This is a genomic window from Mycolicibacterium llatzerense, from assembly GCF_000878195.1.
Classification (GTDB): domain Bacteria; phylum Actinomycetota; class Actinomycetes; order Mycobacteriales; family Mycobacteriaceae; genus Mycobacterium; species Mycobacterium llatzerense.
In genome coordinates, this window is record NZ_JXST01000010.1 from 93175 (window position 1) to 108064 (window position 14890).

Sequence of the window (14890 nt, forward strand, 5' to 3'; positions counted from 1 at the left end):
GACCTTTCAGGAGCTGGCGTCAGTGAAGTTCACCCTCGAATATCCCGTCGAATCACCCACCGCCGCAGACGGTTTCCTGCACCCTGAGGCCATCCGCCAGGTGTGCCAGCAGGCCGAGGCATCGTGGTTCTCCGCCCTGGCCCTCAGCGAGCACCCGGCGCCGTCGGCGAAGTGGCGCCGCCGCGGTGGGCACGACACCCTCGACCCGATCGCGGCTCTCGGGTTCATGGCGGGTGTGACGTCGACGATCAGGCTGCTGACCAACTTGTATGTGCTGCCGTTTCGCAACCCATACCTATCGGCCAAAGCACTGTCCTCGCTGGACCTCGTCTCGGGCGGCCGGCTCATCGCCGGTGTCGGGGCCGGGTACCTCCGCTCCGAATTCGCCGCGCTCGGGGTGGATTTCGATCGGCGCGCCGAACTTCTCGACGAAGCCCTCGCCGCGTTGTGGTCGATCTGGATGGATCCCGAAATTCCGGTGTCCGGCAGGGCGTTCGGCGCCGTCGATGAACTCTGGCTGCAGCGCCCCGTGCAACGGCCACACCCGCCACTGTGGATCGGCGGCAATGGCCGCGCTGCGATACGCCGCGTCGTCGAATACGGGACCGGCTGGATGCCCGTGATCTCCCCGCCGGAATACGCGGCGAGCATGCGAACGGTTGCTATTTCGGACGCGCGCCAATTCGGTTCAGCGGTGGACACGTTGCGCGGCCGACTCGATGCTGCTGGACGCGACCCGAACAAACTGGACATCCAGATCTTGTGCCCCGAAGTCGATCTCGACGACGAACCCGCGGTTCGGCGCACCCGCGACATGCTCGACGAATTGGCCGGCTACGGCGCCACCTGGGCTGTCGTCCACGCCGACGGGTCGAGCCTCGACGCTGCGGTCGACTACATCAAGGCATTCGGCGAAACCATCATTGCGCAGCCACGATTTCAGACGGAGGCACCGTGAAAGTCCCGTTCACCTGGAAGGTCACCGGCTGGTTCATGATCGGCTGGTCGCAGGAGTTCGCCGTGGGAGAGGTACGTCCCCTGCGATACTTCGGTGAAGACCTGGTCGCCTACCGCGACGAGTCGGGTGAGCTGCACCTGCTTTCGGCCCACTGCAGGCATCTCGGTGCGCACATCGGCCACGGCGGCAAGGTCGTTGGCGACTGTGTTGAGTGCCCGTTCCACGGCTGGCGGTGGGGCCCGGACGGCACCAACCGCTACATCCCCTATCAGCCGGACCGGCCGAACAAAGCGCTGCGGCTCCGCGTGTTTCCGGTTCGGGAACAGTACGGATGTGTGTTCGCCTGGTATCAGCCCGCCGGCTCGGAACCCCAATGGGAATTGCCCGACCTGTTCGGCAAATTCCCGCAGTTCCCCACCGACCGCGACGCGTATTACCGTCCATATCCGGAGTTTTCGCGTCGCGCCGAACGCGAGCCCGTGCACCCGCAGGTCGTCGCCGAGAACGGTCCGGACAGCGCGCACTTCCACTACGTCCACGGCGCCACCGTCACGCCGGTGTGCCTGAACTGGGAAGCCGTCGACGAAGAGTGGCGCTTCCTCACCGGGTGGCCGGACGCGCGCAGCGACGACCCGGACAAGATGGCGCTGTATATCCACAGCCATTTCTCGGGCCTCGGCTTCGCGGTCAGCGCGTTCGAGGGCTCGTCGAACCACCGGCTGATCTTCGCCTGCACGCCGGTCGAGGACGGTTACTCGGACATGTTCTATTCGATCTGGTGGCCGCGCCGCCCTGGTGACATGTCCGACGTGCCACCTGACGAGGTGCGCGAACACGTCGAAAAGCGATTCCTGCAGACGGTGTGGGAGGACCTCGACATCTGGCGCCACCAGGAGTACATCGAGCACCCAGCGCTGTCGAAGGCAGACGCGAAACCCTATATGGCAATGCGTAAGTGGGCGACGCAGTTCTACGAGGCGCCGGCCTGACCCGGCCGGAGCCGGCGCCGGTTCCTGCGGCGCGCCAGCCAGAGGGCCAGCTCGGTACTCGACCGCATCGACTTCGTGAACGGCGGCGCCGCGCGGCCGGTGATGCTGAACGGCAGATCGGTGCCGACCACAGACCGGTAGTGGCTGAACGTGTCGAAGCCGGCCTTCCCGTGGTACGCGCCTGTGCCGCTGGTGCCGACGCCGCCGAACGGCACCGCCGACGGGATCATCTGAGCCGCAAAGTCATTGCGCGCCACCCCGCCGCTTCGGGTGTCGCGCACGAAGGCCCGGAACTCCTCGTCGTCCGGCCCGAACCAATAGGCAACGAGCGGGGCGGGCTTCCCGTTGAGGTAGTCGGCCACGTCGCTGACAGTCGAGTACGCCCGCACCACCAGCACCGGACCGAAGACCTCCTCGGCGGTGATGCGCATCCGGTCGTCGACGTCGCGGACGATGGTCGGAGCAATCTTGCGGGTGCGCCGGTTCGGTAGCACCTCGCCGGGCGGAGCGATGGCCTCGACCACGGCGCCCTTCTCTCGTGCGTCGTCGATCAACGCGAGCACCCGGTCGAAGTTCGCCTCATTGACCGAGGAGCAGTAGTCGCTGTTGCCGACGATCGATCCGAACATGGACCGCAACGTGTTTCGCGCCGCATCGACGAAGGCATCGAGCCGGTCGTCGGGCACGAAGACATGATCGGGGCTGACACATACCTGTCCCCCGTTGATCATTCGGCCCTGCGCGATCCTGGTCGCCGCACGGGTGAGATTGGCGGCCCGCGACACCACCACGGGGTTCTTGCCCCCGAGTTCGAGCGTCACGGGCACCAGGCTGCGTCCGGCGGCCTCCGCCACCTTGGCTCCCACCGCGGGTGAACCGGTGAAAAAGAGGTGGTCGAAGGGCAACTCGGAAAAGGCGGCCGCCACCTCGGGTCCGCCTGTCACGACGGCGAGCTCCGCCTGGTCGAAATACCTCGGCACGAGCGTCGTCATCAATGCCGCGGTCTGCGCCGTGATCTCCGACATCTTGATCATCACCCGATTGCCGGCGGCGAACGCCGCCACAGCGGGCAACACCACCAGATTGAGCGGGAAGTTCCACGGTCCGATGACGCCGACCACCCCCAGCGGGCAGGGCAGTACCTCCGCGCGCAGGCCCAGCATCCGAGCGGCCCGGATCGGCTTCGTCGATTGCATCCATTGCGGCACATGCGATCTGGTGTGCTCGATCACCGACATCATGCCGAGAACCTCGGTGAACAACGACCCGGCCTTGGCCCTGGTGCCGTAGTCCGCCGCCATCGCCTCGGCGAAGGCTTCGGCGTTGTCCAGCACGAGGGCGACCAGTCGGTCGATGCGGTTGCGCCGCACTGCGACTCCCGGGAATCCGTCGGCCAGAAAGGCCTGCCGCTGCCGGTCGAGAATCGCCCGCAACTCCTCAGGTTCCGCACCGTCACCCATTGGCGGACAGTAGCACTTCAGGAAACCACCTGACGTCGCAACGGTATCTACTGTAAGGTTTACGGTAGCAATAGCCGGATGCCCGTCAGTTTGAGGTGGTGAGTCTCGTTCAGGACGCCGACGTCGACGAGGGTGTCGACCTCCTCCGTGACCCGTACGTCGTATTCGCCCAGAAGCGCAAGGAAGGCGGCGCTTTTCGGGGCAGCGTCATGGACTGGTCGAACACGCCCGAGGAGTTCAAGCCCGCACACATGTACGCCGCCGTGTCGTTCGACGCGGTCAACCGGGTCTTCCGCGACGGCCGGGTCTTCAATTCGCACATCTACGACAGCACCATCGGGCTGTTCATCGGACCCACCATCCTGGCGATGGAGGGCAAGCCACACTGGCAGCACCGCAATCTGGTGTCCGCGGCGTTCAAGTCGAAGTCACTGGCGCGGTGGGAACCCGAGATCGTCCGCCCCGTCGTCAATGAACTCGTCGACGAATTCATCGATGCCGGCACCGCCGATCTGGTCACCGACTTCACGATGGAATTCCCGACCCGCGTCATCTCGAAGCTGTTGGGATTGCCCGAGGAAGACCTCCCCTGGTTCCGGCAGCGCGCGGTCGAACTCATCAGCTACGCCATCAAATACCGGCGCGCGTTCGAAGCCTCGGCCGCACTCAAGGACTACTTCCTGCAGCAGATCGAGCAGCGGCGCAGCAATCCCACCGAAGACATCATCGGCGACCTGGTCGCCGCCGAGATCGACGGTGAAAAACTCACGGACGAGGCGATCTACTCGTTCCTGCGACTCCTACTGCCCGCTGGTCTCGAGACCACCTACCGCTCGTCGGGAAATCTGTTGTACCTGTTGCTGACTCATCGAGAACAGTTCCAGGCGATTCGGGACGATCCCGCGCTCATCGGCGACGCCATCGAAGAGGGCCTGCGGTATGAGACACCACTGACCACGGTGCAGCGGTACGCGACCGAGGACACCGAACTCGAGGGTGTCGAGATCCCGGCGGGCGCTGTGATCGACGTGTGCATCGGCTCGGCGAACCGCGACGAACACCGATGGGACCGCGCAGAGGAATTCGACATCTTCCGGAAGCATCTACCGCACATCTCCTTTGCCGCCGGCGAGCACACGTGCATGGGCCTGCACCTGGCACGCATGGAAACCCGGGTGGCGCTCGAGTGCCTGCTGACGCGCCTGACCGACATCGAGCTCGTCACCGACGACGACCCCCACATCTACGGTCAGCCGTTCCGTTCACCAACGGCACTGCCGGTCAAGTTCAGCGCGGCGGAGTGACGGCATGGTCAAGGTGATGCAAGGCGTTCGCGTCCTCGAGGTCGCGCAATTCACGTTCGTGCCGGCAGCCGGCGCCCTCCTTGCCGACTGGGGCGCCGACGTCATCAAGGTGGAGCACCCCGTGCGCGGCGACACCCAGCGCGGCTTCATCAACGTGGGCGGATTTCAGCTCGACCCCGACCGCCACCCACTCATCGAGCACCCGAACCGCGGCAAGCGCAGCGTCGGCATCGACGTGTCCACCCCCGGCGGCCAGGAGGTCCTCTACGAGATCGCCAAGACAGCCGACGTCTTCCTCACCAACTACCTGCCCGCGGCCCGCCAGAAGCACAAATTCGACATCGAGCACATCCGCGCGGTGAACCCCAACATCATCTACGCCCGCGGCAGCGCGTACGGCGATAAAGGTCCTGAACGCGATGTCGGCGGCTTCGACGGCACCGCGTTCTGGACCCGCAGCGGGGTTGGGCATTCACTGACGCCCGAAGGGCTGGGTGGCGCGTTGTCGCAAGGCATTCCGGCGTTCGGCGATTCGATCGGCGGGGCGAACATCGCCGGCGGCATCTCGGCGGCGCTGTTCCACCGCGAGCGCACCGGCGAAGCGGTCGAGCTGGACGTCTCACTGCTGAGCACCGCGTGGTGGGCAGCCGGTGCGAGCATGACGCAGGGCATGGAGACGGGCGAGACGATGCGGTCGCTCCTGCCGGATGACACGGGTCCGAGCGTCAACCCCTTCATGGCCAACTATCTGACGTCGGATGGCGGCACGATCAACCTGTGCATCGTCAGCCCGACCGGCTACATCCGCGATGCCTTCGAGCACCTCGGTCTCGCCGAGCTGGCCGACGACCCGCGCTTCAGCGACGTGCTACCGCTGATCGAAAATGCTTCGGCGGCTGCAGCTCTCATCAGTGCGGCGATCGGCGGCAAGCCGTTCGACTACTGGCGAGCGCACCTGAAGACCATGAAAGGTCAATGGGCGCCGTTCCAGAGCTTCCTCGACCTCGCCACCGACGAACAGGCCATCGCCAACGACATGATCGTCGACGTCGAGGCCGGGATTGGCGAGCAGCCGTTCCGGGTGGTCCGCGGGCCGGTGCAGTTCAACCACGAGCCACTGGAAACGACCCGCGCCCCGCAGGCCTCCGAGCACACCGAGCTCGTCCTGTCCGAACTCGGGATCGACTGGGACCGTATCGAAGCCCTCAAGAAGGCAGGAGCCATCGCCTGATGCACGACGTAGCGATCATCGGTGTCGGCCTGCACCCGTTCGGGCGGTTCGAGGGCAAGTCGGCGATGCAGATGGGCGTCGACGCGATCTTCGCCGCTGTTGCCGACGCCGGCGTCGAGTGGAGTGATATCGGCGCCGCGACCGGCGGCAGCTGGACCGTCGCGAATCCCGATGCCATCGTGGGCATGGTGGGCTTGAGCGGCATTCCGTTCACCAACGTGTTCAACGCGTGCGCTACCGCGGCCAGCGCGGTCAAGACATGTGCCGATGGAATCCGTCTGGGCGACTACGAGATCGGCGTCGCAGTCGGATTGGACAAGCATCCGCGCGGCGCCTTCACCGAAGACCCCGCCCTGGTCGGTATGCCCAGCTGGTACGCCGAGAACGGGCAGTACCTCACCACCCAGTTCTTCGGTATGAAGGCCAACCGGTATCTGTACGACCACGGGATCTCGCAGCAGACGCTGGCCAGGGCCGCGGCCAAGAACTTCCGCAACGGCGCGCTGAATCCGAATGCCTTCCGGCGTAAGCCGATTTCGGAGGAAGACATCCTGGGCTCGGCGATGCTGAACTACCCGCTGACGCAGTACATGTTCTGCGCACCCGATGAGGGCGCCGCCGCGGTGGTGATGTGCCGCGCCGAGATCGCCCACCGGTACACCGATAAGCCCGTCTATCTGCGCGCCGTCGAAATCCGCACCCGGTCGTACGGCGCCTACGAGGTGAACACCACCTTCGCGCCCGTCGAGGAAGACGTGTCCCCGACCGTGTACGCGGCGCGGGCTGCCTTCGAAAAGGCAGATGTCGCACCGGAAGACGTCGACGTGATCCAGCTGCAGGACACCGACGCCGGCGCGGAGATCATTCACATGGCCGAGTGCGGATTCTGCGGACACGGAGACCAGGAGAAGCTCCTCGCCGACGGCGCCACCGAAATAGGCGGCAGTATGCCGGTCAACACCGACGGCGGGCTCATCGCCAACGGCGAACCAATCGGCGCATCGGGCCTGCGGCAAATCCACGAATTGGTCCGACAGCTGCGGGGGCAGGCCGGGGACCACCAGGTGCCCGGCGAGCCGAAAGTCGGCTTCGCGCAGTTGTACGGTGCACCCGGCACCGCCGCGGCCACGATTCTCACGAGGTGACAACGATGTCGAGAACGGTAGTGATCGGGGCCTCGAGCGGCCTCGGCCGCTGCATCGGCGTCGGCCTGGCCCAGCGCGGCGCGCAGGTCGCGCTGCTGGCGCGGCGCCTGACGCGGCTGGAGAATGCCGCGAAAGAAGCTGGGCCGCAGGCCGTCGCGCTCGAATGTGATGTCACGGACGAAGCGTCGGTGACATCGGCCATCGACGCCGCCGCCGACACCCTGGGCGGCATCGACAACCTCATCTACACCCCCGCCATCGGCCCCGTGATTCGACTCGTCGACACCGATGCCGACCTTTGGCGGCGCATCTTCGATACCAACGTGATCGGCGCATCGCTCGCGACGGCCGCGGCCATCCCCTACCTCACGGCGTCAGCGGGTAAGGCCGTGTATCTGTCCTCTGACGCGGGCACTTTCGGGCCGCCGTGGCCAGGGCTCGGCGCCTACGGGGTGAGCAAGGCGGCACTCGAGCGGCTCGTCGACGCCTGGCGGGCCGAACATCCCGACATCGGGTTCACGTGTCTGATCGTCGGCGAATGCGGTGGCGGCACCGGCGAGGGCCAGACCGGCATGAACGCCGGCTGGGACATGGAACTCGCTGCAAAAGCGTTGCCACTGTGGATGTCCGGCGGCTGTCTGCCCGGCAAATTGATGCCCGTCGAAGATCTGGTCAACGTGGTGCACACCATCCTGAACACCAGTTCGTCGACGTCGATGCCGAAGGTGATCGCCCGAGGCGCAGCCAAGGGAACGGCGGCCCTGCCATGACGCAATTCCGTTCAGCGCCGGTCTTCGACGCCGACCAGCACATGTACGAGACGGCCGAGGCACTGACCAAACATCTGCCCGAAAAGTTCTCACGGGCAGTGCAATTCGCGAAGTTCGGGAACCAGACCCGCATCGTGATCAACGGCCGGGTCAACGACTTCATCCCCAACCCGACGTTCGAGCGCGTGGCCGCACCCGGCGCCCACGAGAAGTTCTTCGCCGGCGAGAACACCGACGGTCTGACCCTGCGCGAAATGCAGGGCCCCGCAATCGAAGCTCCCGCGGCCACCCGCAATCCCGCCGACCGGGTCAAGGAATTGGACCGCCAGGGTGTGGTCGAGGCCCTGAACTACCCGACGCTGGCCAGCCTCATCGAGCACGCCACCGCCGACGATCCCGAACTGTCGCTGGCGGTGATCCACGCGCTGAACCAGTGGATGCTCGAACACTGGACGTTCAACTACGAGGAGCGGGTGTACTCGACGCCGATCATCAACCTGTCCGAGGTCGACGGTGCACAGCGCGAACTCGAGTATCTCTTGGACAATGGCGTACGGGTCGCCCTCATCAAACCGGGACCGGTCAACGGGATTCGCGGTTGGCGCTCCCCCGCCCTACCGGAGTTCGACCCGTTCTGGCGCGACCTGGAGGCCGCGGGCCTGCCGGTCGTGCTGCACGCGAGCTATCCGCCGCTGGATTCGTACGTCAACCAGTGGGAACCGCCGCACACCCAGAGCTTCATGGCGCAGAGCGCCTTTCGGTGGATGGTCTTGGGCCACCGCGAGATCGCGGACATGATCACCAGCTTGATCTGTCACGGCACACTGACCCGGTTCCCGAAACTGCGCGTCGCCAGCGTCGAGAACGGCAGCTCGTGGATTTACCCGCTGTTCCACGATTTCGCCGACTTGTACAAGAAGATGCCGCAGAACTTTCCGGAACATCCACACGACGTGTTCCGGCGCAACATCTGGGTGAGCCCGTTCTGGGAGGGCTGCGTCGCGGACGTCGTAAACACCGTCGGATGGGACCGGGTGATGTTCGGGTCGGACTACCCGCACCCCGAAGGCCTCGCCGAACCAAAAGGCTACTGGCACTACGCCGAAGGCATGGACGAGCGGCGCACCTACGACTTCATGGGTGACAACGCCCGCCGGTTCATGGGGCTGCCGATCGCCAACCCCGATCCCGCGGCAGTGCGGCCACCGAAGCTAGCGACGTTCGCCGGCTCCTGATCTGGCCTGTCCGCCGGCCAACGCCCCTGGGCCATAGTTCTTCTCGATCAGCGCCCACGGGTCGGCGTAGCGGCCGCGGCGCTCGGCCTTTCGCTGGATCGCGAGCACAGTCCGGATCACCGGGCGGATCACCGGGCCCAGCAGGCGCAGGACCGGGCGGAGTCGTCCCAGGGAATCTGCCACCCAGCCCAGCGTCGCGGACCACGAATGTTCCTGGAACTCCAGCAGCTCTTGTGCTTCGGTGGTGTCGAAGAAGCCGGTGAAGCCCCAGCCCCGCTCGTCGTCCGGGTCACCGGGCAGGCTCGCCGACGGACCGAGCCGCCCGACACCGACCGCCTCCATCATGTCGTCCTCGACATCTCGGAATGCATGCATGTGGGTGTCGTCGCCGCCGATGAGCAACGTCTTGCCGTTCACCGCATCACGACGGTCGACGGCGTTGGCGAAGGCGAGGGCGACATCACGGGCGTCGACCGTGTGCAGTTGGTTGTCTCGCGGTGTCGCGCGCATCAGAACCAGATAGTCGGCGTTGAAGTTGGCCGAGACATCGGTCGAAATCACTCCACCCAGGCGCAACACCGCGTACGGCAGCCCACTGGCCCGCACCACCTCTTCGGCGAGCACCTTGTCCTCGCCGTATTGATCGATCGGGTTCACCGGCGTCTGCGCGGTGATGCGTTCAGGATGGGTGTGCCGGTTGCGGGATCCGTAGACCGACGCGCTCGACGCGTCTACGAACAGTGGAGGCTCGGGAAGGGACCGCGCGGCTGCCACCAGGTTGTGGGTCCCGTCCACGTTGATCTTGCGTGCCAGCAACGGGTTTCGGTAGGACGCGGGGGCCAGCATCGCTGCCAGGTGCACGATGGCTGCCGGCTTGTGCCGGCTCACGCACTCGGCGATGGTTTCGGCGTCGAGCAGATCGGCGTACGCGACCATGAGCGTTCCACCGTCTGTTCTGGTCGCGAGCTCGTCTGCGACGACGGCGGTCTTGTCGTTCTGCAGGTCCATCGCGATGACGGTGCGTCCTCGCCTGAGCAAGATCTCGGCACACCGCTTTCCGACTTGCCCGAAGGCGCCGGTGATCAGTACGACATCGGCAATCTGGTCGCTCACATCATCCTTTCTGTGCACCCAGTGGTGCGTACGCGGGTTTTCCGAGCCCGAGCACGTGCTGGGCGATCATGTTGCGGAACACCTCGAGGGTGCCGCCGTAGATGCCGACCAGCGGTGCGAACCGGTACACGTATTCAGCCGCTCCGTCGTCGGCTGCTCCCTCGGTCCCGACGGGCAACGCCGCCGCCGCTCCGAGGATGTCCATCAGCTCCGGGGAGACGTCCCGCATCGTCTGCGCGAGCGCCACCCGACCGAAGATGCTCGGGGCACTCAGCGCTGCCTCCATACGAGCGGCGCTGCGGCCCAGCCGATATGCCACCGAGGCGTCATCGATGAGCCGATGTCCGTCGGCGCCCACCGCCGCGGTCCGAGCGGCGACCTTGTCGACAGCGGTGGCCATGAAACCGGCCTGGTGCATCATGATCGACACGTCCTGCAGGCCGTCGGGATCCGCTGCCACGGCACCGTGCTCGGTGTTGAGCGGTTCCCGCAGCACCGTCCAGCCACCGTTCACCTCGCCGAGCCGGTAGCGGTCGTCGACGCGTACGTCGCTGTAGTACACGATGTTGGTGCGGTCACCGTCGACGGTCCGGATGCCCTGGATCTCGATACCCGGCGTATCGAGCGGCACCAGAAACATGGTCAGGCTCTTGTGTTTCGGCGCGTCCGGATCGGTGTTGGTGATGAGGAAGACGTAGCGGCAGTTGTGCGCACCGGTGGTGAACATCTTGGACCCATTGATGATCCACCCAGCGCCATCGCGCACGGCACGGGTCTTACATGTCGCCACGTCAGAGCCACCTTCGGGCTCGGTGTAACCCAAGCAAAGCCGGACCTGACCGCTGAACACCCCGGGCAGCACCTCGTCGCGCAGCTCGGGCGATCCGAACGTCGCCACCGAATGGGCGACCATGGCCGTGGTCCCCCACGTCACCCAGGGCACGTGAAAACGGCGCTTCTCCAGCTGCCAGATCCGCCGGCGTACCCGGCTGAAACCGCCGTCGGCCTCCGACTTCCATTCGGCCTCGAGGTATCCGGCGGCGCCCAACGCGAGATGCACGCCCTCATCGAAGTTGTCACCGGTTTCCCGGTCGCGGCGGATCACCTCGTCCGTGACGATGGTGCGCAACAGCTTTCGAACCTCGTCGCGGAACGCCCGTTCCTCATCCGACAATTCGACCGTCGAAAAATCCACGTCAGCTCACCCCTTCGCGTTCCGCGAGAATCGCGCCGATGCGTTTTGCGGTAGCCCCGGGATCGCCTGCTGCCAGCGCCCACCCGCGCGCTCGCACGAGATAGGCAGTGGCAGCGGCTTCTTCGGACACCCCGAGCCCGCCTTGCACGTGCACGGCCATCGTCGCCGCGCGGGGCGCCTCATCGGCCATGAACACGAACGCCGCCGGTGCCAGCTCCGGCCTCGCGTCCGGTTCGTTGTCGAGGAACCACGCCGCCCGCCGCGCCAGGTTCCGGCCACTCTGCACAACGATTGCCATGTTGGCCAATGGATGCGAAATCGCTTGCAACGAACCGATCGGCACCCCCAAGGTGAAGCGGGTCTTCGCGAACTCCGCCGCGATGGTCATGGTCGCCTCGACCAGTCCCACGAGCGCCGCAGCGGTCAGCAGCCGCCATTCATCGAGCGCCCGTTGATATTCCGCGCAGGCAGCCGGGCCACTCGCCACCACAGTCCTGGCGTCGGCGGCGTCTGGGTCGATCCAGGCCATGGGCAGCCGACCGATGTTGTCGACCCTCGCCGGCCGGATCGCGTAGGTGAGCCGCACGACGTCCTCACCGTCCCGCAGCAGAATGTGGTCGGCGACCGAACCGGCCGGAATCAGCCGTGAGCCAGGCAGGTTTTCCTGCACCGAGTCGAACCCGACCAATTGTCTGCCGCTGACGATGTCGGCTTCCAATGCGCCGAATCGCCCGAGCAGCCGCGCCGCGCAGACATGATCGATCCAGGGCACCGGCGCCAGTACCCGGCCGATCTCCTCGGCCACCAGCGTCAAGTCGACGAGGGTCGCTCCGTCGCCGCCCACTGACTCAGGCAAAGCCATGGTCGTCGCACCCATGCCGCACAGCCGTTCCCACAGACTCTTGTCGAACCCCGACTCTTCGGCAGCACGCACCACCTCGATGGGGCAGTGTGCCGTGAAAAACTCGCGGTACGCCGCCTGCAGCGCTTGGTGATCCGATGACAGGCTGTAGTCCAGCCGGCGCAGCTCGTAGCGGTCCATGGCCTCAGTTCTCCCGGGTTCCGAAGAAGAAGTCGTTCGCGTTGGCGTAGAGGTAGTTCTCCAGCACGTCCGGCGGCAGGTCGAGCGCCAGCGCCTCGGGGACGACACGACTCATCTTCAGCACCGGCCAGTCCGATGCGTAGATCACCTTGCCGCGGCCGCGGGTGCGCATGTAGTGCAGCAAGCTGTCGGGCAGGCGCTTCGGTGACCAGGCCGACGTCATCAGCCGGAGGTTGTCGTATTTGATGAGCAGCCGAATCGCGATGTCCCACCATGGATCCGCACCGTGGATCATGCACAACTTCAGTTCGGGGAAGCGCACACATACCCGATCCAGATGGATGGGGTTCTGTACCTCGCCGGGGATCGGCGGGCCGGGGAGGCCGGTGTTGACGCAGAGCGGGAGCTCCAGTTCGGCGCACTTGGTGTAGAGCGGGTAGTACACGGCGTCACTCGGCGGGTACTGCCCGTCACCCCAAAAGCTGGGCCCGACAACCGCATACGCGACCGGGAGGTTCGCCGCAGCTGCGGCCAGTTCGCGCAATGACGGGATCGGACGCAGCAGGTTGACCCCACCCAGCGCCAGGGCGAACCGATCCGGCCGTGCCTCAACGAATTTGCGTGCGGTCACCGACGGACTTGCCAGGTTGTCCATCAGGATGGCCTTGGAGACCCCCTGAGCGTCCATCTCGTCGAGCAGCCCCGACAGCTCGACGGGCGCGAACATCGAGTCGGGGCCCTTGAAATAGTCGTCCCGCACTTTGACCATCCACGACGGCTGCCGTTCGGTCTCCCCGAAGTGCACGTTGACCAGGCAGTCGATTGCTCTTGTCATGTCATCACCCGCCCGTCGGAAACACTTTTGGCCCAGCGGTAGTCGGCTTTGCCGTTCCCCAGCCGGCGTATCTGGTCGATGAAGAGGAACTCTTTCGGGACTTTGAATCCGGCGAGGCGCGCCGCGCAGGACGCGTGCAACTCCTCGCGGGTCACGTCGGCCTGGTCGTGGACGGCGACCAGAGCGACGACTTCCTCGCCCCACCGCTCGCTCGGCCTGCCGACGACCAGGGCGTCGGCGACGCCTGGGTGCGCCCGCAGGACCTCCTCGACCTCTTCGACGAACACCTTCTCCCCGCCGGTGTTGACCACCAACGAATCCCGGCCGAACAGTTCGAGCGTGCCATCGGCGGCGAGCCGGCCGCGGTCGCCGGAGATCACCACGCGGCGACCGTCGATCTCGGGGAAGGTCTTACCGGTGGCCTCCGGGTCGTCGAAGTATCCGAGCGGGATGCGGCCCTCACGGGCCACCCAGCCGATCTCCGGGTCACCGGGGCGCAGGAAGCGGCGCAGGTCGGCCGACACCACCGAGGCGCCGGCTCGCAGTTCGAAGGTGTCCTTGCGGTCGCCGTGCCGGTTGCGGCCGAATCCGACGTTTCCCGTCTCTGACGATCCGTACCCATTGACCATGGTGATGTTCGGCAGCAGTTCCAGCAGCGCCCGTTGGTGTTTCGGATTCGTCGCCGCACCGCCGCTCGCGACCGCGGACAGCGACGACAGGTCGTAGGGGCGCCGTCGCAGCTCCGCTACCAAGGGTCCCGCGTACGCGTCGCCGACCATCGTCATCAAGCCCACCTGCTCCCGCTCGGCGGTCTCCAAGACGGTGCGCGCGTCGAACGCGGCTCGATTGTCGTAGAGCACCACGGTCTGGCCGCTGAGCACCGCCGCAAGTGTGGTCCAGAGTCCCGCCGCGTGCATCAGGGGTGACACGGCGAACCACGGCGGACCTCGGTGGCGCACCTTCTCGTGGATCTCCGCGGCGAACGAATGGTCGGCGCCGTTCATCGACACGACGTACGTGTCGCCCTGCCGCCACATCACCCCTTTCGGGCGTCCAGTGGTACCGCCGGTGCAGATCATCAGTACGTCGTCGGGACTCGGTTCGATGCCGGCATCCGGGACCCCTTGCACGAGTGCGTCATTCAAGGTCATGGCGCCAGGCAGTTCGGGCGCCGAGCTGCCGTCGTCGACCGAGATCAGCAGATCCGCACCGACAGCGGGCAGGACGTCGGCGAACTTGGCGCCCAATGACCGGTGATAGATGACCCCGCGTGGCTTCAGGTAGTCGAGCAGCTCGTCGACTTCTGTGGGCGTGTACTGGTGATTGACATTGACCGGGACAACCCGCGCCTTCAGACAGCCGAGCAGCATGTCGGGGTACAGATCGTTGTGCATGATCAGCGCGACTCGATCTTGGCCACACTCCCAGCGCTGCAGGCTCTCTCGTTCTCGGTGAACCCCGAAACCCTTGCCGGCCAGGAAGTTCGCCAGCAGCCGGGTGCGGTCGGCAACCTGCGCATAGGTGCTGCGGCGCTCACCGCAGACCGTCATCAGACGATCCGGTACCGCGTCCGCGATGGCGTCGAGTACGGCGCCGAGGGTCCATTCGCTCAC

At 65.9% G+C, this 14890-nt stretch carries 13 protein-coding genes; 7 read left to right on the top strand and 6 right to left on the bottom strand.

The window, feature by feature from the left end; genetic code table 11:
- Positions 1 to 22 precede the first annotated feature (22 nt).
- Both TL10_RS09290 and TL10_RS09295 read left to right on the top strand, forming a co-directional pair.
- Positions 23 to 958 (top strand): TIGR03619 family F420-dependent LLM class oxidoreductase, encoded by a 936-nt coding sequence (locus tag TL10_RS09290; RefSeq protein WP_043985433.1) that lies wholly within the window; start codon positions 23 to 25, stop codon positions 956 to 958.
- Complete coding sequence (locus TL10_RS09295) at positions 955 to 1947, top strand: aromatic ring-hydroxylating oxygenase subunit alpha (RefSeq protein WP_043985434.1); 993 nt, start codon at positions 955 to 957, stop codon at positions 1945 to 1947. The genes TL10_RS09290 and TL10_RS09295 overlap by 4 nt, the downstream gene beginning before the upstream one ends.
- Here the strand turns inward: TL10_RS09295 and TL10_RS09300 are convergent.
- Positions 1929 to 3407, bottom strand: a complete 1479-nt coding sequence (locus TL10_RS09300; protein ID WP_043985435.1) for an aldehyde dehydrogenase family protein — start codon at positions 3405 to 3407, stop codon at positions 1929 to 1931. The two genes, TL10_RS09295 and TL10_RS09300, sit on opposite strands and share 19 nt — an antisense overlap.
- 95 nt (positions 3408 to 3502) lie before the next feature.
- On the opposite strand from TL10_RS09300, the gene TL10_RS09305 reads away from it, so the two are divergent.
- From TL10_RS09305 to TL10_RS09325, 5 genes are read left to right on the top strand one after another with little or no spacing between them, the layout of a single operon-like run.
- A complete protein-coding gene (locus TL10_RS09305) occupies positions 3503 to 4711 on the top strand; it encodes a cytochrome P450 (protein ID WP_043985436.1) in 1209 nt (402 codons plus the stop codon).
- 4 nt (positions 4712 to 4715) lie between these two features.
- Complete coding sequence (locus TL10_RS09310) at positions 4716 to 5942, top strand: CaiB/BaiF CoA transferase family protein (RefSeq protein WP_110789015.1); 1227 nt, start codon at positions 4716 to 4718, stop codon at positions 5940 to 5942.
- The gene (locus TL10_RS09315) at positions 5942 to 7087 is read left to right on the top strand and encodes a thiolase family protein (protein WP_043394805.1); all 1146 of its coding nucleotides are present in this window, start codon (positions 5942 to 5944) and stop codon (positions 7085 to 7087) included. The genes TL10_RS09310 and TL10_RS09315 overlap by 1 nt, the downstream gene beginning before the upstream one ends.
- Positions 7088 to 7092: 5 nt before the next feature.
- Positions 7093 to 7857 (top strand): SDR family oxidoreductase, encoded by a 765-nt coding sequence (locus TL10_RS09320; RefSeq protein ID WP_043394803.1) that lies wholly within the window; start codon positions 7093 to 7095, stop codon positions 7855 to 7857.
- Positions 7854 to 9092: an amidohydrolase family protein gene (locus TL10_RS09325; RefSeq protein WP_043394801.1), complete on the top strand. Its 1239-nt coding sequence runs from the start codon at positions 7854 to 7856 to the stop codon at positions 9090 to 9092. The genes TL10_RS09320 and TL10_RS09325 overlap by 4 nt, the downstream gene beginning before the upstream one ends.
- Here TL10_RS09325 and TL10_RS09330 read toward each other — a convergent pair.
- Genes TL10_RS09330 through TL10_RS09350 form a run of 5 tightly spaced genes read right to left on the bottom strand, consistent with a single transcriptional unit; the run spans position 9069 to position 14890 of the window.
- Complete coding sequence (locus tag TL10_RS09330; RefSeq protein ID WP_043394799.1) at positions 9069 to 10205, bottom strand: NAD-dependent epimerase/dehydratase family protein; 1137 nt, start codon at positions 10203 to 10205, stop codon at positions 9069 to 9071. The two genes, TL10_RS09325 and TL10_RS09330, sit on opposite strands and share 24 nt — an antisense overlap.
- Before the next feature lies 1 nt (position 10206).
- A complete protein-coding gene (locus TL10_RS09335; protein ID WP_043394797.1) occupies positions 10207 to 11400 on the bottom strand; it encodes an acyl-CoA dehydrogenase family protein in 1194 nt (397 codons plus the stop codon).
- 1 nt (position 11401) lies between these two features.
- Entirely contained in the window at positions 11402 to 12442 is a 1041-nt protein-coding gene (locus TL10_RS09340) for an acyl-CoA dehydrogenase family protein (protein ID WP_043394795.1), read from the bottom strand.
- A gap of 4 nt (positions 12443 to 12446) precedes the next feature.
- Positions 12447 to 13277 (bottom strand): amidohydrolase family protein, encoded by an 831-nt coding sequence (locus tag TL10_RS09345; protein ID WP_043394793.1) that lies wholly within the window; start codon positions 13275 to 13277, stop codon positions 12447 to 12449.
- Complete coding sequence (locus TL10_RS09350) at positions 13274 to 14890, bottom strand: acyl-CoA synthetase (RefSeq protein WP_043394791.1); 1617 nt, start codon at positions 14888 to 14890, stop codon at positions 13274 to 13276. The genes TL10_RS09345 and TL10_RS09350 overlap by 4 nt, the downstream gene beginning before the upstream one ends.